15 protein-coding genes are annotated in these 20,906 nt (G+C 54.9%); 8 read left to right on the plus strand and 7 right to left on the minus strand.

Going from position 1 to position 20,906, the window contains the following annotated elements:
* Positions 1 to 153: 153 nt before the first annotated feature.
* From HQL65_08290 to HQL65_08310, 5 genes are all read right to left on the minus strand, one after another.
* Positions 154 to 441, minus strand: a complete 288-nt coding sequence (locus HQL65_08290) for a type II toxin-antitoxin system ParD family antitoxin (protein MBF0136225.1) — start codon at positions 439 to 441, stop codon at positions 154 to 156.
* A gap of 49 nt (positions 442 to 490) precedes the next feature.
* The gene (locus HQL65_08295) at positions 491 to 1,399 is read right to left on the minus strand and encodes a DNA adenine methylase (GenBank protein ID MBF0136226.1); all 909 of its coding nucleotides are present in this window, start codon (positions 1,397 to 1,399) and stop codon (positions 491 to 493) included.
* Positions 1,386 to 2,267 (minus strand): hypothetical protein, encoded by an 882-nt coding sequence (locus tag HQL65_08300; GenBank protein MBF0136227.1) that lies wholly within the window; start codon positions 2,265 to 2,267, stop codon positions 1,386 to 1,388. Before HQL65_08300 ends, HQL65_08295 begins: the two co-directional genes overlap by 14 nt.
* Entirely contained in the window at positions 2,258 to 2,917 is a 660-nt protein-coding gene (locus HQL65_08305; protein MBF0136228.1) for a TSCPD domain-containing protein, read from the minus strand. The genes HQL65_08300 and HQL65_08305 overlap by 10 nt, the downstream gene beginning before the upstream one ends.
* A 94-nt stretch (positions 2,918 to 3,011) precedes the next feature.
* Entirely contained in the window at positions 3,012 to 5,135 is a 2,124-nt protein-coding gene (locus HQL65_08310) for an adenosylcobalamin-dependent ribonucleoside-diphosphate reductase (protein ID MBF0136229.1), read from the minus strand.
* A gap of 248 nt (positions 5,136 to 5,383) precedes the next feature.
* On the opposite strand from HQL65_08310, the gene HQL65_08315 reads away from it, so the two are divergent.
* Genes HQL65_08315 through rpsA form a run of 3 tightly spaced genes read left to right on the plus strand, consistent with a single transcriptional unit; the run spans position 5,384 to position 8,793 of the window.
* Entirely contained in the window at positions 5,384 to 6,298 is a 915-nt protein-coding gene (locus HQL65_08315) for a LysR family transcriptional regulator (protein MBF0136230.1), read from the plus strand.
* Between the two features lie 13 nt (positions 6,299 to 6,311).
* Complete coding sequence (locus HQL65_08320; GenBank protein MBF0136231.1) at positions 6,312 to 7,034, plus strand: (d)CMP kinase; 723 nt, start codon at positions 6,312 to 6,314, stop codon at positions 7,032 to 7,034.
* Between the two features lie 40 nt (positions 7,035 to 7,074).
* On the plus strand, positions 7,075 to 8,793 hold the full coding sequence (gene rpsA, locus HQL65_08325; GenBank protein MBF0136232.1) for a 30S ribosomal protein S1: 1,719 nt from the start codon (positions 7,075 to 7,077) through the stop codon (positions 8,791 to 8,793).
* A gap of 235 nt (positions 8,794 to 9,028) precedes the next feature.
* On the opposite strand, the gene HQL65_08330 is transcribed toward rpsA, so the two are convergent.
* Together HQL65_08330 and HQL65_08335 are read right to left on the minus strand one after the other, a co-directional pair.
* Positions 9,029 to 10,003 (minus strand): cytosolic protein, encoded by a 975-nt coding sequence (locus tag HQL65_08330; protein ID MBF0136233.1) that lies wholly within the window; start codon positions 10,001 to 10,003, stop codon positions 9,029 to 9,031.
* Positions 10,000 to 10,314 carry a hypothetical protein gene (locus HQL65_08335; protein ID MBF0136234.1) on the minus strand — a complete coding sequence of 105 codons (315 nt, stop codon included), beginning with the start codon at positions 10,312 to 10,314 and terminating at the stop codon, positions 10,000 to 10,002. Before HQL65_08335 ends, HQL65_08330 begins: the two co-directional genes overlap by 4 nt.
* 469 nt (positions 10,315 to 10,783) lie before the next feature.
* Here HQL65_08335 and gltB point away from each other — a divergent pair, with 469 nt between their 5' ends.
* The 5 genes from gltB to HQL65_08360 all read left to right on the plus strand — a co-directional run bounded on the left by gltB (position 10,784) and on the right by HQL65_08360 (position 20,865).
* Positions 10,784 to 15,325 carry a glutamate synthase large subunit gene (gene gltB / locus HQL65_08340; protein ID MBF0136235.1) on the plus strand — a complete coding sequence of 1,514 codons (4,542 nt, stop codon included), beginning with the start codon at positions 10,784 to 10,786 and terminating at the stop codon, positions 15,323 to 15,325.
* Positions 15,318 to 16,763: a glutamate synthase subunit beta gene (locus HQL65_08345; GenBank protein ID MBF0136236.1), complete on the plus strand. Its 1,446-nt coding sequence runs from the start codon at positions 15,318 to 15,320 to the stop codon at positions 16,761 to 16,763. The genes gltB and HQL65_08345 overlap by 8 nt, the downstream gene beginning before the upstream one ends.
* 89 nt (positions 16,764 to 16,852) lie before the next feature.
* The gene (locus HQL65_08350) at positions 16,853 to 17,890 is read left to right on the plus strand and encodes a hypothetical protein (GenBank protein ID MBF0136237.1); all 1,038 of its coding nucleotides are present in this window, start codon (positions 16,853 to 16,855) and stop codon (positions 17,888 to 17,890) included.
* Between the two features lie 14 nt (positions 17,891 to 17,904).
* A complete protein-coding gene (locus HQL65_08355; GenBank protein ID MBF0136238.1) occupies positions 17,905 to 20,205 on the plus strand; it encodes a tetratricopeptide repeat protein in 2,301 nt (766 codons plus the stop codon).
* A gap of 99 nt (positions 20,206 to 20,304) precedes the next feature.
* A complete protein-coding gene (locus tag HQL65_08360) occupies positions 20,305 to 20,865 on the plus strand; it encodes a hypothetical protein (protein MBF0136239.1) in 561 nt (186 codons plus the stop codon).
* The last annotated feature ends 41 nt before the right edge of the window (positions 20,866 to 20,906 follow it).

Raw genomic sequence — 20,906 nt, forward strand, 5'->3', positions numbered from 1 at the left:
TTAAAGGATTATCTTTCAGAGTCGTCTTGCAGGATTGTTTCGTAGTTTTGTCCACCATGGAACACACCGATGATTGAAATTTGTCCGGTGTCCACGACGAAGGCGATAACAGTGCGTTTTTTGTAGTTGGCAATGCGCAGACCGGGTCGCACGTCATTGCGCGCAACGCCACCATTGTGCCTTGGTGTATTCGGCGGCCAGACGAGCGCGTACCTGGTCGGCAGTAACGGTACGGGAAGGGTCAGACTGCAACGCATCGTAGGCTGGGCCAACTTGATGGTTCAGCCAGCTTTCAACAGCCTGATCACGGGCCAAAAGGGCACGTAACCCGGCGTGGATGACCTCACTTTCGGAAGCGTACTCGCCAGCCCGTACCTTGGCCTGCACTGCTTGAGCTATTTCATCGGGCAAGGTGATACTGAGTTGCTGTGTTGTTTGCATGGTGGCACTCCAGTCTGGAAATAATCCTCATGCCGGTCGGGTTGGTTTTTCATTTGAACCAATGAAGGTCTCTTGAGATCAGCAACTCTGTCATTTTGTCATGGTGTGTATTTTTCATTGCAACGCATTTTGTTTTAAAAAAGTGTCTGTTGGATAATTCTTCAATATCGGGTGAATTTTCATAGGTCAGAAGAATATTTCCACTGGATTTTTCAGAAATATCAAAAAGAAGATCATGATCAATTTCGTAATGTGTATATAATCTCCTGCCAGCACGTTTGCTTTTTTGATTGCCGGCAGTATAGGGTGGATCAATGAAAAAAGCTGCATTCTTGTCATCAATACAATCCTTCATGACAGAAATACCGTCACCGCATATAAACGTAAAACGATTCCGGATTTGCCCTATTGATCTGATCCGGTTGGCAAGTGTTTGTGGATACCAGCGAGATTTCAAACCCTTTCCACTTTCTCCTTTTTTGATCAATCCAGATCCTGGGGCAAGTATGCCACCATGGTATGTCCTGTTTTTTAAAATTGTCTGAAAGGCTTTTTCTCGAATATTACTGGTTTCCGATGCCAAAATTTCCTGTACGCTTGTTTGGGTGAGGTCAAAATTCAGTATACGATCTGCAAGCCATTCTGCTTCACCTCCAAGGATGGTTTGCCAAACTGCTGCAACCTGTTTATCCAATTCTACAAGAATGACATGTTCTGCATGTTTTTCAAAAGCGACTGTCAGTCCAACAATGGCTCCACCAGCAAATGGTTCAATAAATGTAGTTGGTTTTTTTTTTATACTTGCCAGCCATTGCCTGATGCGCGGAATGAGCCATGTTTTTCCGCCAGGATATCTGAATGGACTGCGCTGAGGGACGGAAGCAACATTGACGACGCGATCTGACGTATCAAAATCATCGAAAAGCGTTAATTGATAGCCAAAATTAGAATGTTTCACTAATCAACTCCAAATCAGGTCCATTGTTATCAAATTTTTTATCTACTTTTTCTTGAAGAATATCAACAAAATCATCGATATTTCCGGGTGTAGACTGAGTAATTTTTTCCAGGCTTTCCGTAAATTTTGTATAAACAGTCTTCCAGCGTGTCAGAGCAAGTATATTTTGGGATTCGTCTCGAACCAGATCATACACAAGCCAAGCGATATCAGCATGAGATGGTTCAACCTCCTGCAACGACGGCAGGGTATTAAAAAAACCGCGATTTAATGCAACAGCGGTTTTTTTGTTCCACGATTTAAATATACCGCCTTTAAAAATTAATTGAGGTGCAAGTCTTTTCCGTGACGACGAGAGATAATCCGGTCTGGGGTAATTTTGGCGTGTACTCCAGTCCATATGGATGTAGTTTTCCGGATTGTCCATGTAATATTCAAAAGGGTTACGAACATTTCCGGAAATATAAACCGCCTGTACTTCTAAACCCCCAAAATCAATAACCTTCCCGCGTTCGTTATACGCACACAACACGACATCAATGTTTCCCGCCGAATTTCCAAACCTGTCTTTTAATTTTACTTCCGTCAAGGTTGTCCATTTTAATCCATTGCCGAAGAAAAATGAAGCCGCATCTTCAGCTATCAACCATCGTTCCCGGAAGCGAATCGGACAGGTGATAACAATATCTTCACCATCAAAAATACTACAGACACCAAGTGGATTATTTGCTTTATCTTTTGTGCAGTTTGGCACCCTGTTTCCAAAGCGGCAAAGAGTGTTTTTTCTGTAGCGGTCAGCTTCAGGGTTGATGTTATCAAACGGATATCCAAAAATTTCTGCGAGAGGATTGCGTTTTTTTACCCACATTTGGAATAGCCGCACTCCAGGCAGGTTTCGCAGCCATCCAGGCGGACGACGGAAAACTGGTTGCATTTGGGACACTGGGTATTGCTGGAGATGCCTTCGGCCTTGGCCAGGCGGCGTTTGGCGAGCAGATCCGGGGAGAGATCCGGCAGGCGGATCAGGCCGATGTCGATGAGATGTTTTTCGATACATTCGCCGATTTCGGCGACCAGACTGGGCATGTATTTGCCACCGGGCTTGAAATAGCCGCCCCGGGGATCGAAAACCGACCGCAGCTCTTCGACCAGGAAGGTGACGCTCCCTGCATGCCGGAAGACCGCTGAAATGACCCGGGTCAGGGCAACGATCCAGGCGAAATTTTCCATGTTCTTGGAATTAATGAAAATTTCGAAGGGACGGCGATGCTCGTTTTCGGTTCCTTCGGCGACGATGATGTCGTTGATGGTGATGTAGAGGGCATGCTCGGACATGGGGGTGGTGACTTTGTAGGTGACTCCTTCCAGCTCTTCCGGGCGTTGCAGCAGCGGCAGCAGTTGAATCACCTTGTCGGAACCGCTCCGGGGGGGGGCACGGTGATCATCCGTCCGACCGGATTCCGACTCTTCGGTGGCCACTTCAAAGCCGACTATTTTTTTTTCAATCCGGGTGGTCATCGTGCATCCTCGTCATGGATATGATTCACTACAGGGCAGGCGGGCAGGGACAAAATTTTGCCGCTTCTGCTGACAGGTTTCAGGGAACCACTCCTCAAAGTCGCCCGTAATACCCTTCCTTGAGGGCATCGAACAAATTGGCTGCGGAGTGGATTTCTCCGTCGTATTCGACCTCTTCATTGCCCTTCAGCTCCAACTGGGAACCATCTTCCAGGGTGAACCGGTAGGTGGTGCGTGCCAGATCCTCTTCCTTGACCATGACTCCCTGAAAGGCCTCTGGATTGAACCGGAAGGTGGTACACCCTTTCAGGCCTTTTTCGTAGGCGTAGAGGTAGATTTGCTTGAAATCGTCGAAGGGATAATCCGTGGGCACGCTGATGGTTTTGGAGATGGAGGAGTCGATCCATTTTTGGGCGACAGCCTGGATTTCCACATGTGCCCGTGGGGAAATGCTGCTGCTGTCCACGAAGGTGACAGGCAAACGCCGTGCCGTATCGGTGGCGTAGGGGTCGGCTTCGGGGTTGACCAGGTTGCGATAGGCCAGCAATTCGAAGGAGAGGACATCGATTTTTTCTTTGGTTTTGCGGCCTTCTCGAATGATGTTGCGGCTGTAGCGGTGGGCGAAACTGGGTTCGATGCCATTGGAGACATTGTTGCCCATGGAGAGGGCGATGGTGCCGGTCGGGGCGATGGAGGTGTGGTGGGTGAAGCGGCAGCCATCGCGGGCAATCCGTTCCCGCAAAGGTTCGGGAAATTGTGCCAGATAATGGCTGTAGCGGCCCAGCAGCACCTTGCCGGGGAGCCGGTCGCCGAGGCGATGGCCATCGCGCAGCAGATCCGGGCGGCGGGCCACCATTTGCTGGTCTATGGTGAACAGTTCATCCATGATGGGGGCCACCCCTTTTTCCTGGCCCAGTTCCACCCCCACTTCCCAGCCGACAATGGCCATTTCCCGGGTCACCTGTTCGGTGAACGCCAGGGATTTGGCATCGCCATATTTCATGCCCAGCAGGGTCAGGGCCGACCCCAGGCCGAGAAATCCCATACCGTGGCGGCGTTTGCGGCGGATCTCCTCAGCCTGTTCCAGGAGGGGCAGGCCGTGCAGTTCGACGACATTGTCCATCATGCGGGTAAAAATGCGCACCACCTCCCGATACCGCTCCCAATCGAAGGCGGCCTTGGGGGTGAACGGATTTTTGACGAATTTGGCCAGATTGATCGAGCCCAGCAGGCAGGCCCCAAAGGGGGGCAGGGGTTGTTCGCCGCAGGGATTGGTCGTGCGAATGTTTTCGGCAAACCAGTTGTTGTTCATCTCGTTGACCGTGTCGATCAGGATGAAGCCCGGTTCGGCGAAGTCGTAGTTGGAAGCCGTGATCATGTCCCACAAACGCCGGGCCGGCAGCCGCCGCCAGATGCGACAGGCCACCTCGCCGGCATCGTTGGTCCGGTAGCCGTCGGTACTGGGCCAGGGACGGTAGACGATCTCGACGGTGGGATCGTCCAGTTCGAACCGATTGGCCGGGAAAAGGAGTTCCCAATCCAGATTGGCCTTGACCGCCTCCATGAAAGGCTGGGTGATCAGGCAGGAGAGATTGAACTGGCGCAGGCGGCCATCCTCGCGCTTGGCCCGGATAAAATCCAGAATGTCCGGATGGGATATGTCAAACGTGGCCATCTGGGCACCACGGCGACCTCCCGCCGAGGAGATGGTACGGCACATGGCGTCGAAAATATCCATGAAGGAGAGCGGCCCCGAGGTGCTGGCTCCGGCCCCGGCGACAAAGGCCCCTTTGGGGCGCAAGGTGGAAAATTCATAGCCGATGCCGCACCCGGCCTTGAGGGTCAATCCCCCCTGATGCACAGAATGCAGAATGTGGTCCATCGAGTCGTGAATGGTGCCCGCCACAGTACAGTTGATGGTGCTGGTGGCAGGCTTGTGTTCCTGGGCACCGGCATTGGAGATGATCCGTCCGGCAGGGATGGCCCCGTTCATCAAGGCCCAGTAAAACCGCTCTTCCCAATGGCTCCGGGTGGCAGACGTTTCCACAGCGGCCAGGGCGCGTGCCACCCGCTGAAAAGTTCCGGCCAGATCGGCGTCCAAGGGGCGTCCATCTTTGGTCTTCAGACGGTATTTCTTGTCCCAGATGTCCCAGGATGCGGGCTGTAATTCAATCTCTTCCAGATTCACCGGGCCGGTGTCGTGGAGGGTGTTCTGCATGATGCCTGGTCCTCTCGGAAAAAATCAGACGCTATGGATTGCTCCCCGGGGATGAATAATAAAACCGGTCCGGGGAGCAAAGGAAGAGATCGTGACAGGATTCCGAAGATCGCCCGGAATGGGTTGCCTGAATAAATTTTGCTATACAAATCGCATAATAATTTTTAATATGCTAAAAAAGCTGGGTTCCCGGTTTGTCACGACGACTGGGGGCTGGAAGTCTTGTCCGTTTTGCGGGGTGGGAGCCAATGAGTTTTTCCGACACCAGGTTGCGTGTGTTTCACGCTGTGGCCAAGCATCTTTCCTTTACCCGGGCTGCGGAAGAGTTGTACCTGACCCAGCCGGCGGTGACGTTTCAGATCCGACAGTTGGAAGAGCATTTCAATACACGCCTCTTCGACCGTCACCACAACCGGATCACCCTGACCGATGCCGGATCCACGGTCTTCGCCTACGCAGAACGCATCCTGGAACTGTACCGCGAAACCGAAAAAGCCATCAACGAAATGACCGGCGTGACCCGTGGTCTGGTCAAACTGGGGGCATCCACCACCATCGGTGAGTATCTCATGCCCCGGATCATGAGCGGTTACAATAAAAAATTTCCAGGCGTACAGATTCGCCTGACAGTCCACAATACCCGGCTCGTGATCCGCAAACTGGAAGATGCCACCATCGACGTGGGGATGGTCGAAGGACCGGTGCGCAACAAAAACATTTCCGTCCAGGCCTGCACCGAAGACGAGCTGGTGGTGATCATTCCCCCCGGACATCCGCTGGCCCAGCAGGAAGAGATTCCACTCCTCCAATTGAAGGAATATCCCTTTGTTTCCCGTGAAGAAGGCTCCGGTACCCGGGCCGTGATCACGGAAATTCTGGAGCGGGCCGGCTTGCCCTACGCACAGTTGGACAATGTCCTGGAACTGGGCAGCACCGAAGCCGTCAAGGGAGCGGTGGAAGGCGGCGTTGGATTCAGCATCGTCTCCAATGTCGCCCTGCGCAAGGAACTGAGCCTGCGCAGCCTCACCACCCGCCGCATCAAGGGTGTCCCCATGAAACGCAAAATCAGTTTTGTGTATCAAAAACAAAAGTTTCGTTCCAAGGCGGTCGAGGAGTTCTTCAATTACGCCGTGGAACGGTGCGGCAGCTTTGACCACGAATGAAACCAGTCCCGGAATGAATGCACACACGCAAAACCCCCTCCAGGGCAATGCATCCCGGGTGGTGGTGGCCGTTGATGGCCCGGCAGGCGCAGGCAAAGGGGCTGTATGTCGGGCGGTTGCCGACCGCTTTGGTTTGGCCTACCTGGATACCGGGGCCATCTACCGGGCGGTTGGTTTGCTGGCTTTGCGCCAGGGTTTGACGGATCCGGATGCCGTGGCCGCCGCTGCATCTGGTATGAATTTTGCTTACCGTCGCCAGGCAGCCCATACCTATCACGCCTTTCTGGACGGGGAAGATGTGACTCTGGCCTTGCGTCAGGAAGAGGTCGGCATTGCGGCTTCCTGGCACGCAGCCCTGCCCCAGGTGCGGGCCGCCTTGCTGACGTTCCAGCGTCAATATGGTGCCCCGGGTCCAGCCATCCTGGATGGCCGGGATGTCGGAACCATCGTCCATCCGCATGCCCCCCTGAAAATATTTTTGACCGCTTCCCTGGACGCCCGCGCAAAAAGAAGGGCCGGGGAGTTGCAAGGGAGTGGCGAAGCTGTTAACTTCCAGAAGATTCTCGCCCAAATGGCGGAACGCGACGCCCGGGACAGCGGGCGCACACACGGGCCTCTGGTGCCGGCGGTCGATGCCGTCCGGATCGACACCACCCACCTGACGCTGGAAGAAAGCATCAATCGGGTCGTCGAACTTGTCGGCAAGGTCATGGCTGTATCGGCCTGTACAGGTTGACGGGGGCCACTCCCAACAACTCTTTTTCGAGGTAAGTTTCGTGGTAGCAGAAGAGCGGGTCCAGGACCCCGAATCAGGGGATGAAGATTTTGCCGCCCTGCTGGAGGAATCCTTCAACCAGGGTGTCGGCAAGGAAGGACAGGTGGTCACCGGGACCATCATCCAGCAGGAAGGGGAGGAGTTCGTCATTGATGTCGGCCTGAAATCAGAAGGCCGATTGCCAATACGGGAATTCCTGGATGCGTCAGGCACAGTCGCCGTCAAAGTCGGCGATCAGGTCGATGTCTTTGTGGAGCGTACCGAAGACCAGAATGGCCAGGCCGTCCTCTCCCGGGAAAAAGCCAAACGGGAAGAGGCCTGGGTCAACCTGGAAAAAGCCTTCAACGAACAAAAAATCGTCCATGGCCGGATCATCGGCAAGGTCAAGGGGGGATATACAGTCGATATCAACTCCCTGGCAGCCTTCCTGCCCGGTTCCCAGGTCGATGTGCGTCCGGTTCACGACATTTCCCGTCTCCAGGATGAGAGCCAGCCTTTCGACATCCTGAAAATGGACCGCCGCCGTGGCAATATTGTCGTCTCGCGACGGACCGTGATCGAAAAACAGCGGGAAGATGCCCGCAAGGCCCTCCTGGAAACCCTCCACGAAGGAATGATCCTCGACGGCGTGGTCAAAAACATCACCGACTACGGCGCATTCGTGGATCTGGGCGGCCTGGATGGGTTGCTGCACATCACCGACATGTCCTGGAAACGGGTCAAACACCCCTCCAGTGTGGTCAATGTCGGCGATACGGTTTCGGTGCAGGTGATCAAGTTCAACTCCGAAACCCAGCGCATCTCCCTGGGCATGAAGCAATTGCTGACTGACCCCTGGGAAGGAATCGGGGCCAAGTATCCCCCGTCCGCCCGTTTCCGGGGCGTGGTGACCAACATTACCGATTACGGTGCCTTCGTGGAGTTGGAACCCGGCGTGGAAGGGTTGGCCCATGTGTCGGAACTTGCCTGGACCAAGAAAAACATCCACCCCTCCAAGCTCCTGGAAGTGGGCAAGGAGGTCGAAGTCATGGTCCTGGATGTGGATGCCGAACGGCGCCGCATCTCCCTGGGCCTGAAACAGTGCCAGGAAAATCCCTGGGAAGCCTTTGCCCAGACCCACCCCGTGGGGACCACCGTCACCGGCGAAATCAAGAATATCACCGAATTCGGTCTCTTCGTGGGGCTGGAAGGGGATATCGATGGCCTGGTCCACCTCTCGGATGTCACCTGGGATCCGGCTGTGGGCGAAGATGCCCTGAAACAGTTCCAAAAAGGCCAACAGGTTGAAGCCGTGGTTCTCTCCCTGGATCCGGAAAAAGAGCGGATTTCCCTGGGATTGAAACAGGCCCATCCCGACGACTGGAGCCAGTGGGCCGATGCCCATGCCAAGGGCAGCACCGTCACGGGCGTGGTCAAGGAGCAGTTGACCTCCGGCTGGATCCTGACTCTGGCCGAAGGGGTGGAGGGGTTGTTGCGCAAGGCCGAACTCTCCCGCGACAATCGGGAAAGTGGCATCGTTCTGGACAATGGTACCGAAGTGGAGGTCAAAATCACCCAGATCGACCGGCAAAAACGCAAAATTTCCCTCTCCATCAAGGCCCTGGAAATGGATCAGGAACGCCAGGCCCTGAAGGAGTACACCTCGACACGCGGTGTGGCCACCAGCAGTCTGGGCGAAGCCCTGAGCCAGGCCCTGGAAAAAGCCAACAGCGGTTCTTGAAAGTAGAAAACACCTCAGGGGGGCGGTATGTATCGCCCCCCTGTTTGTTTCTGAGTCGGGGCTTCCTTCTTTAAATGATTTTATTCTTGCGTTTTGCAGCCGGAATGTATACTTGCTCTGTTTTTTGTCGTGGATTTTCGACTTTTTGATCAACTTGGTCATGCGCTGGCCGGGGAATGTGCCATGAAAACCAGGACGATGGGGTGGACGTCGAATTCATCCGGGGGGTGTGTTGTCATGTGGACGTCTTGTCCGCAAAAACGGCCTCCAACGACTGGGCATCCATGACACGGATTCCCCATTTTTCCAGGGAGGGTGGCTTGGCCTTGGCAATTTTTTCATTGGCCCAGGCTGGCAATTCACCAAAACGATGTTGCAATTGATATGTCAGAATTCTGGCCTCACCTCTTTTTTCACCTCTTTTTTCACCTCTCTTTTCACCTCTTTTTTCACCTCTCTTTTCACCTATTCGTTCCACGCTTGAAATGTAGGGCATTTTTTGTTTCTCCTCGAAGGCAACGATTTCTGTTTGCAACTGTTTGGCAAGTTTTTCCGGCAGGTGCAACACCCAGTCGATGAAGCGGAACAGGTCGATCACCTGTTGGCGATTGAAACCGCCATTATACAATTTGCGAATCAACAACCATTTGATCTGGTAACGTTTTTCTGGCTGGTTTCTGGTGTTTTTGGCATGCAGGTGCGCCAATGTCACGATGGCAAACGGATTGGTGGAATTTTCCAGATCGGCTTCCGCATAGTCCAGAAGCTTGACGGCGGTAAACCGATAACTTTGTGTCGTTCCCCACAACTCGTAACTGAATTCTGTTGGCCGCCAGCCGGTCTCCTCATCAGCCAGAATGGCCAGACCGACCACCGGTTTTTGATGAAGATCGTAGGCCCGGTATTGGCAGACATACATCCTTGACGCAAAATCCGGTTTGCGGTTGCCCTGGATTTCGATGTGAATCAGGACCCAGAGTTCCTGGCCGTCGCCGCGACGCCACACTTTGACGAGTTTATCCAGGCGGCGATCCCTGTTTTTTGCCGGGCGGGTGATGCGGGCCAATTCGGTATCGAGGAATTCAAAGCCGCGTTCCCAATCGATGCCGGCATAGGCTTCCGGCAGAAAAAATGCCAGAAAATCAATGAAATATGCCTCCAGGATATCCTTCCAGGGTACGTCGAATTCATCCGGGGGGTGTGTTGTCATGTGGACGTCTTGTCCGCAAAAACGGCCTCCAATGACTGGGCATCCATGACACGGATTCCCCATTTTTCCAGGGAAGGTGGCTTGATGTAGGGCATTTTTTGTTTCTCCTCGAAGGCAACGATTTTTGTTTGCAACTGTTTGGCAAGTTTGTCCGGCAGATGCAACACCCAGTCGATGAAGCGGAACAGGTCGATCACCTGTTGGCGATTGAAACCGCTATTATACAATTTGCGAATCAACAACCATTTGATCTGGTAACGTTTTTCTGGCTGGTTTCCGGTGTTTTTGGCATGCAGGTGCGCCAATGTCACGATGGCAAACGGATTGGTGGATTTGCCATACCTTGACGAGCTTGTCCAGGCGACGATCCTCTGTTATTGCCGGACGGGTGATGCGGGCCAGTTCGGGGCTGCCTGGAGGCATCATCTTGATTGTCTTGAATTATAGCGAACCGGGTTGATTTTGTCGAGTCTGGTTTCAAAATGGATAGGGATGGCGTGTGGATACGGAAAAGGAAATCTGGACCGTTGCCGAGCGGGTCAGGCGAATGTATTGTTCATCACCTTGTTTCTTATGAAAAAGGAGGTGATCTTGTCAGAGATCCGGTCCGAAAAATGTGGGGACAAGGATGGTAACCTGGGCAGGCCGGGTTGACAGCACGGGCAAATCCGTTAGATTAATGTGCGGTTGCCATTGCTTGATTTGTTCCTTTCAGTTTGTTTTTTTATTTTTTTAGACGGCCTCCTGAGCGGGAAACGGAATGGTACAGGGAATTGGCACATGACACAGACTGGGTTGCCTGAGAAACAGGGCTTGTATGATCCCCGCTTCGAACACGATGCCTGCGGGGTCGGGTTTGTGGCCGACATTCATGGCCGAAAATCCCACCGCATTCTGGAGATGGCCCTGGAAGTGCTGGTCAACATGACCCACCGGGGGGCTGCCGGTTCGGATCCCCTCACTGGCGATGGGGCCGGCATCATGATCCAGATGCCCGACGATTTTCTGCGCAAACGCTGTTCAGCCATCAATATCCAACTCCCACCTCCCGGGGAGTACGGTGTCGGGGTCTTTTTTCTGCCCAAAGAGGTGGAACTCCGCAATGCCTGCCAGCGCACCACGGAAATCATCGTGCGTGAAGAAGGACAAGCCATCCTCGGCTGGCGCGATGTGCCCATCAACTCGGTGGCCCGGATCGGGTTTGTCGCCAAATCGGCGGAACCGGTCATCCGGCAGGTCTTCATCGGCATGCACAATCGTCCCGAGTCTGCCGACGACAACTGGTTTGAACGGCGCCTCTATGTCATCCGGCGCCGCATCGAAAATGCGGTTGTTGACTACGAAGATCCCGATCTGAAATCGTTTCATATCGCCAGCATGTCCACGCGGGTCCTGCTCTACAAGGGGATGTTTTTGGCCGATCAGGTGGCAGCCTACTACCAGGATCTGAATGAACCGGACATGGTGAGCGCCTTCGCCATGGTTCATCAACGCTACTCGACCAACACTTTCCCTACCTGGGAACTTGCCCATCCCTTCCGAATGATTGCCCACAATGGTGAAATCAATACCTTGCGTGGCAACATCAACTGGATGCGTGCCCGCGAGGCTGCCCTGTCGTCCAATCTGTTTGGTGACGACATCAAAAAATTGTTTCCCATCATCCCCGAGGGCATTTCCGATTCGGCATCCTTTGATCGTGCCGTGGAATTTCTGGTCCTTTCCGGTCGCTCCGTGGCCCACGCCATCATGATGCTGATTCCGGAAGCCTGGGAAAACCATGCCCACATGGATGCCGACCGGCGGGCATTCTACCAATACCATGATTCCATGATGGAACCCTGGGACGGACCGGCAGCCGTGGCCTTCACCGATGGACGGGTCATCGGTGCCACCCTGGATCGCAACGGTCTGCGCCCGGCCCGCTATCAGGTGACGCGCAGCGGTTTGTGCATCATGGCCTCGGAGGCTGGCACCATCACCTTTCCGCCCGAAGAAGAACTGATCAACTGGCGGCTGCAACCTGGACGCATGTTTGTCCTGGACCTGGAACAAAAACGCATCATCGACGACCAGGAAATCAAGGCCCAGATCATCGGCCGTCAACCCTACCGGCAATGGATCGAAGAAAATCTGCTCTACCTCGACCGGCTGCCGGATGGACCCGTTCCCGACCCGGAGGCTTTGCCCCTGCGCCAACGGCAGAAAATATTTGGCTACACCGAAGAGGAAGTCAACCTGCTGATGCTGCCCATGGTCGTGGAAGGACAGGAGGCCACGGGATCCATGGGAACCGATACGGCCCTGCCGGTGCTGTCGGATCGTCCCATATCCCTGTTCAATTATTTCAAACAGCTTTTTGCCCAGGTCACCAACCCGGCCATCGATCCCATCCGCGAAGAGCTGGTGATGAGCCTGTTCATCCAGCTCGGACCGGTCGGCAACCTGTTGGCGGAAGGCCCCGAACACGTTCAGAGATTGCAACTGAAACAACCCATCCTGACCAACAAGGATCTGGCCAGGATTCGCGCCCTGCAACACCCCACCCTGAAATCATCCACCTTTTCAATGCTCTGGCCGGTGGTGGAAGGTCCGGATGGCATGGATCGTGCCCTGCGCCGCCTGCTGGAACATGTCGCCGTGGCCGTCTCTGCCGGGTGTACCCTGGTGATTCTGAGCGACCGGGGTGTCAACCAGGCCATGGCCCCCATTCCGGCCCTGCTGGCAGCCTCGGCGGTCCATCACCACCTGATCCGGTCCGGGATTCGCAACGGGGCCAGCATTCTGGTGGAGACCGGCGAAGTCCGCGAAGTCCACCATTTTGCCCTGCTGTTGGGCTACGGGGTGAGCGCCGTCAATCCCTGGCTCGCCTTTGAAATCCTGGCCGATGCCGTGCAACAAAACCTGCTCCCAGCCGATATCACACCGGAGAAAGCCGAATACAATTTCATCAAGGCCACGGGCAAAGGGTTGCTGAAGGTGTTCTCCAAGATGGGCATCTCCACCCTGCGCAGCTATTGCGGTGCCCAGATTTTCGAGGCGGTTGGCATCAATCGCCACGTCATCGAACGCCATTTTACCGGCACGGTCTCCCGCATCGAGGGGATCGGCATGTCCATCATTGCCCGCGAGGCATTGCAGCGCCACCAACAAATTGTTGAAAATGTCGTCTATCTGGATGCACTCCCGGCTGGCGGCGAATACAAGTTTCGCTACGGCGGCGAACGCCACATGTGGAACCCGGATACGATCTCTCTCCTCCAACGGGCCACACGCGAAAACGACTATGAAATATTCAAAAAATTCACGCGCCTGATCGACGAGCAGGCCCAGGGATTGTGTACCCTTCGCGGCATGTTCAAACTCAAAAAGGCCGGCAAACCGATCCCCCTGCATGAGGTGGAACCGGCGTCTCTCATCGTCAAACGGTTTGTCACGGGGGCCATGTCGTTCGGCTCCATTTCCAAGGAGGCGCACGAAACCCTGGCCATCGCCATGAACCGGATCGGCGGCAAGTCCAACACCGGTGAGGGAGGTGAATCCGCCGAGCGGTTCAAACCCCGCCCGAATGGCGACCTGCCCCGCAGCGCTGTCAAACAGGTGGCATCGGCCCGGTTCGGGGTCAGCAGCCACTACCTGGCCAACTCCGACGAAATGCAGATCAAGGTTTGCCAGGGGGCCAAGCCCGGTGAAGGGGGCCAACTGCCGGGGCACAAGGTCAATGAAGTGATCGCCCGGACCCGCAACACCACCCCGGGAGTGACGCTCATCAGTCCACCCCCGCATCACGATATCTATTCCATCGAGGATCTGGCCCAATTGATCTTCGATCTGAAGAATGTCAATCCCAAAAGCCGGGTATCGGTCAAGCTCGTGGCTGCGGTCGGGGTGGGTACCATCGCGGCGGGTGTCTCCAAGGCCCACTCCGACATGATCCTCATTTCCGGCTTCGATGGCGGCACCGGGGCCAGCCCTTTGAGTTCCATCAAACACGCCGGCGTCCCCTGGGAACTGGGATTGGCCGAGAGCCAGCAAACTCTGGTGTTGAACGACCTGCGCGGTCGGGTCCGCCTGCAGGTGGACGGACAGTTGCGCACCGGTCGGGATGTGATCATCGGTGCCCTGCTCGGGGCCGAAGAGTTCGGGTTTGCCACCGCCCCCCTGATCGTCGAAGGGTGCATCATGATGCGCAAATGCCATCTGGGTACCTGCCCGGTGGGCATTGCCACCCAGGATGTGGAACTGCGCAAGAAATATTCCGGCAAAGCCCAGTATCTGGTCAACTATTTCTACTTCGTGGCCAACCAGGTCCGGGAACTCATGGCAGAAATGGGCTTCCGGCACATCGATGACATGGTTGGCCGGATGGATTGCATCGAGGTCAATGACGCCATCGAGCATTGGAAAAGCCGGGGATTGGATTTTTCCAAAATATTGACCAGACCGGATGTCCCAACCCACATTTCCACCCGCTTCGAACAACCCCAGGACCATGGCTTGGACAAGCAACTGGATCATCAGCTCCTGGTATTGGCCCAGCGGACCTTCCAGACCCGGGATCCCATCGAAATCCACCTGAACATCCGCAATACCGACCGTTCCGTCGGGGCCATGATGGGCGGTGAAATATCCAAGCAGTTCGGCAAGGAAGGGTTGCCGAACAATACCATCCAATGCTTTTTCCGGGGAGTGGCCGGACAAAGCTTCGGGGCCTTCAATGTTCCCGGCGTTTCGCTCCACATCGAAGGGGCCAGCAACGACTATGTCGGCAAGGGGATGTCTGGTGGTCGGATCGCCATCCGCCCGCATGCCGGAGCCACGTTTGTTCCTGAGGAAAATATCATTGTCGGCAACACCGTCCTTTACGGGGCCACAGGTGGCGAGGCTTATTTCCGGGGAATAGCCGGGGAGCGGTTTGCCGTGCGCAACTCAGGGGCCAGGGCCGTGGTCGAAGGGGTGGGCGATCATGGGTGCGAATACATGACCGGTGGGGTGGTTGTGGTCCTGGGCCGGACCGGACGCAATTTTGCCGCCGGCATGAGCGGTGGTATGGCCTTTGTTCTGGATGGAGAGGGACGGTTTTCCTCTCTGTGCAACAGCGCCATGGTCGTGATGGAACCCGTCCAGGATGCCACGGATGTGGAAACCCTGCACGCCCTGATCAAAAATCACGTCACCTATACCGGCAGTGAAGTCGGTAAAAGACTCCTGGCGGATTGGCCGGCGGCTTTGGCACGATTCATCAAGGTGATACCCCTGGAATACAAGCGCGTCATGCAGGAGATGGCCCGGAAAATGGAGGGGAAGGTGGCCCATGGGTAAGATCACCGGTTTCATGGAGATTGAACGGGAAACACCCCACCTGCGACCGGTTTCCGAGCGCATCCACGACTGGCGTGACCTTTACCAGGAGTTTCCTCAGGAACGTCTCCAGGAACAGGCCTCCCGCTGCATGGATTGCGGGGTGCCTTTCTGCCATGAGGGGTGTTCTCTGCATAATGTCATCCCGAGCTGGAATGATCTGGTCTATCGGAACCGCTGGGCAGAAGCCGTCGATGTGTTGCATCGAACCAACAATTTTCCCGAATTTACCGGTCGGGTTTGTCCGGCTCCGTGCGAGGCGGCCTGCGTGGTGGGCATCAACCGGGAACCTGTCACGATCCGGGAAATCGAAAAAAACATCGTTGAAGAGGGCTTCAAACGGGGTTTGATCCAACCCGGCAAACCGCTGGGCAAGTCCGGCAAGCGGGTGGCGGTGGTGGGGTCGGGACCGGCAGGATTGGCGGCCAGTCAACAGTTGGTGCGGGCGGGACATGATGTCATCCTGTTTGAAAAAAATCCCCAGGCCGGTGGTTTGTTGCGCTATGGCATTCCGGATTTCAAGCTGGAAAAGTGGGTGATCGACCGACGCCTGGAGCAGATGGCGGCGGAAGGGTTGACCATTCGGACCGGGGTTCACATCGGCGTTGATTTTCCCGGCCAAAAAATTCTGAAGGAATTTCATGCGGTCATCCTGGCCGGCGGGGCCGAGCAGCCCCGTGACCTGAACATTCCCGGACGTGAATTGGCAGGAATTCACTTTGCCATGGATTTTCTTGTCCAACAAAACCGGCGTTTGGCCGGCATGGAAATTCCTCCGGAACAGACCATTCTGGCCACGGATCGGCGGGTTGTGGTCATTGGGGGCGGGGATACCGGGGCGGATTGTGTCGGGACCGCCATCCGCCAGAAAGCCAAAAGCGTCACCCAGATCGAACTATTGGCCAAACCACCCAAAAACCGTTCCCCGGAGACCCCCTGGCCGGTCTGGCCGCATCAGCTGCGCACCTCCACGTCGCACATGGAAGGGTGTGAACGTCTCTGGAGTGTAGCGACTCGGGCCTTTCACGGCAGCAACAGTCGCCACGTCACGACCCTGGAGTGCGTGCGTCTCCTCTGGGAGGCCCAGGAAAACCGGGGGCGTCCGGTCATGCGGGAGATTCCCCGCAGCGAGTTTACCCTTGAAGCCGATCTGGTCCTTCTGGCCATGGGATTTGTCCATCCGGTCCGTGCCGGCCTGCTGGAACAACTCGGGGTCGAGCTGACCGCCAATGGTCATGTGCAGGCCGATTCCCGGAATATGACCAATATTCCCGGCCTGTTTGTTGCCGGTGACATGCACATAGGACAATCCCTGGTGCTGCGGGCGATTGCCAGTGGCCGCCAAACCGCCCAGGCCGTGGATGGCTGGCTGCGCGGGGGAAAGTCCGTGCTGGTCTGAAATCATAACGATTCATGAATGGAGGGAACCTGGGGATTTTTTCTCCGCAGGGTTTTGACACTTTGCCCAAAAGGGTATACCCTGCGGACATGAACAGTCAATTCGCCAATCATGAAATATTCCGGAGTGCGGTTGCCACCTTGGCGACGACGCCTTTCCCTGACGATTTACTCTGTGACGGTTGCATGCACGCCCGGGCGCACAATTTTCTCCATGATGAACGGATTGGAGACGAACGGGCTGGCGTTTATCTGCGACATCTCAAACTGGACAATCCTTCGCCGGCACATGTGCGGGAACGTCATGCGGCCTATGTTGATGAACGGGTTAGAACCGCAGGTATTCCGGATACTTTCCTGGCCATCAATCAGGACGCCCATCTGGATGGACTGGATGGCGATCAAATTCTGGTGCGCATGGAAAATCTTGATCTGCTGCTGAACTGGACGACAAGCGAAGGTTATGCTGCCTCTGAGAGTGAGGCTTTTGACAAATTGGGCAGGTTCCACGCTCAGCTCACGAACAATCCCCATGGCTCAACGGAACACAATGATGCCAAGGCTTTTTTTGAAGATGCCATGGATTACTGGAATATCGTGTTGCGGGATACCCGTCCGGTTTTTGTTGCTTTCGAGGCGGATGTTTTGCAGGAGATTGCTGTATCGGGATGGCCGGAGGCATTGCGTACCCGTCTTGGTTTGGCCCATTTTGTACCCAAATCCCCAAAAAAACAAATTTATGTGGCATTGATGCGGTATTCGGTAAAAGATGTCCTCCATGCCTGCCACAAGGTGGTGCCACATGCCAGGGCTTTTGCCGTGCCGACGGCGTTAGACCAGTACATTTGTGAATACTTTTTTCCTGCCCCCATGAATCCCCGCACATCGACGAGTTACGGTCGCTCCATGGCCCTGAAACCGGTAGAGGATACGCGCCTGTTGCTGGCTGAATTGTTGCATGTCAAAATCAATTATCAACCGGGCCATTTTTCCAAATTTGGCAGGTTGACCGGATCCATCCCGGATTATTCTGTGCGGGATTTGCGTAATGCCCATCTGGAGGCTTTGCGGATTGACACGGAGCGGGACGATTTTGGTGAATGGATTCCTGCACCTGGCAAGCCATAAGGGAGTGTGGAGACGTGCATCAGGAGCGTCTTGACAACTGGTTGCGACGGTTTGCACAGGATCCCCGTGCCGTCTGGGATGACGTTGTCAGGGGTCGTGTGCCCGTGCCCGGCTACGAGCAGGCGGATCTTGCCGAAACCTTGAGCATGGTTTTTGGGGGGTTGCCAAAGGAGCATCCCCACATCAAGCTCCTGGACACTACCATGACCCAATGGGTTGATGAATTTTTGGCGTGGTCTGCCGAAGAGCGGCATCATTTTGGATTTTCACGGCATGTTTTCTGTCTGGTGCAGGGGGCGCGTGGGGCGGGGTATTTGCAATTGCCAGAATTTGCCAGGCATGTGAGGACTCATTTGCCACGTTACCGCAGCATTCTGCCGGTTTTGCAATTGGCCCCATCACGGGATCCGCTCCTGGCTTTTTATCAGGTCCTGTCCGGGTCCCCCGTCCATGCGCCACAATTGCCTGCACTTTGGCACAATTTGTGTTCCCAGGCGGATGATCTCCTGCCAGGCTATTATCTGCATATCGGTTTGCAGGGATTGCGGCAATGTCCGGGGAAATCTGCAGCGACTCAACCTCCCTGGATCAGCGGTTTGCTGGCATGGTTGCCGCATGCTCCTTCCGAAAAAGATTTCATCAGAAAATTTCGGGCGCTACGTGCCATGTACCCCCAAAAACCGGAGACTTGGCGGCGGTGGCTGGAGCCAATTCTGGATCAGTCGCATCCGGTTCTGGCAGGAGTCTCCCGGGAACGGATTGAATGGTGGGCCAAAGAGGTACTCCCATCAAAAAAAGGTTCCCAGGCCAGAAAATCCAAGGCTCAACATCTGCGATCTCCCGATCCGGATGATTTGCAAATAGTTTTGGACAAGTATCTCCAGGGTCGTGATTTTACCGCCCTGACAGATGATCTGAAAAATTTGTTTTCCAGACATGAAGATTTCGTGACCAAAACCGGAAACACCGATTTTTTTGTCCGCGCCGTGAGTGTTGCTGCCAGGACTCTTTTGTGCACTTCCAACCGCCAAACCACCCTCCTTTCCTTGCGTTTGTTGCAACGTGCTTTGGAATTGGAACCCTGGAATGGCATATCCTGGAACCTGTATGGCAGGGCCATGCGAGTCTCAGGTCGGGTCGAAGTGGCGGAGTGGATTTTTTGGGAGGCAATCCGGCGCGATCCGAATAATTTGAGTAATTATACAGAACTGGCCCGCCTGCTGGTTAACCAGGGGAGGCCCACCGAAGCCGAAGCCCTGTTCCGCGAGGCCATGCGCATTGATCCGCGAGATATTCATTCCCGTACTGAACTGGGCCGCCTGCTGGTCAACCAGGATAGGCTTCCCGAAGCCGAAGCCCTGTTCCGCGAGGCCATGCGCATTGATCCGCAACACGTTCATTCCCGTACTGAACTGGGCCGCCTGCTGGCCCGCCAAAACAAGATCAACGAAGCCAGGGATATGTTCAACGAGATTCTGGATATTGACAAAAATAATCCTTATGCCAGAAATGCCCTGAAATCACTCAAAACACCTCCTGAAATGGCACCTGGAGAAATATTTCTGGAACACCTCGTTCCGGATGCTCCTGAAGAAATATTTCATTCAGGGGAAGAACCGCTGGAAAACCCTCTCCTGGATTTCCCGGGAATGACAACTCAAGCGGATGAAAAATCCTTGCATGAAGCTCATTTTGCAAGTCATCAGATACATATGCAAAATGCACAAACGAATCAACAAAATATGGATTTGCAAGAAACATTGCTGGATGCGTGGCATCATGAAGCCCTGCGGCCAGCCGCATGTGCCAAACAGGCAGATTTTCGCCTGGACGTGGACGGACCTCAATCTGTCGAATTACAGGCGATAGGGCGCGAGCAATTGCTGGATTTGCTGCAAACCAATTCCCAAAACAGCATCGTCATTTTTTTCGGGCAACGGCACGGTCTGCTTGCCACGGAGGGCAGAACTGTCTCTCCGGCATCACCCGATTCACCAGCCTGGCAACTGGAAGCGGCATTGCAAGAAGAAAATTGGCGTGAGAGGGTCCAGGATTTGAGCAAGGGATTCCATGGCTACCTGAATCAGTGGCTGCGTCTTGCCGCCGGCGAAACAGATTTGTGGAACACGTTGCGTCGTGAAGAGAAAACCCGTTCAAGCTCCGTGCTGGATCAACGTGTTCTTTCTGAAATCAACCGGTTTAAACGATCAGATATGCCTCCTTCGCACGCAGATCTGCGCTCCTCGCTGCGCCGTATCGCCGCATCCACGCTCCAGGGCGGCACGGACAGGATTTCCATGGAAGCAACACAATAAATCGCGCCAGTACCGCAACACCGCTCCTTTGCTCCTTGTCAAAAAAACGGTATCCATATCGCTGGTAGAAATGCATGCCGCAGAACAGGGAGAAAATCCATGCCGCAAGAGGTAAAATTTCGGAAAGGTGCTGGCAACGACCTCTCCAGGGAACATTTTACCCTCTTGATCGATCCGGATCATTTACAGGAACGCATCCGCGAGCTGGCGGAACAGATTGAGCGTGACTTAACCGGAGCCAACCCGGTTCTGGTCGTGGTGCTGAAGGGAGGGATCCTGTTTGGCGTGGATCTCCTGCGTACCATGCCCCAACCCTGGCCCGTGGTTTTCATTCCCCGCCGTCCCCCCGCCACACCCGACTGGCTCACCCCGGATGATCAAAAATTGTTGCACGGGCGCGATCTGGTCGTGGTCGATGGCATCCTGGATTATGGACACAGCCTCGCTTCTCTGTTGCAACGGCTGCGCACCCTGGCTCCGGCTTCCATTCGCCTGGGTGTCCTGCTCCATCGCACCGTGGAAAACGCCCAGCCCCTGCCCATTACCTGGATTGGATTTGAAGTGCCCCATCTGCGCGTAACCGGCTACGGCCTGGATGAAGGCGAACGGTTTCGCGGCCTGCCGGGAATCTATACCTGGGCAGAGACCAAAATATTTTAATTTCAATCAATCAAGGAATTTCGCCTGGGCGGCTGCGGTAC

The sequence above is a fragment of the Magnetococcales bacterium genome (assembly GCA_015228935.1).
Lineage (GTDB): Bacteria > Pseudomonadota > Magnetococcia > Magnetococcales > DC0425bin3 > HA3dbin3.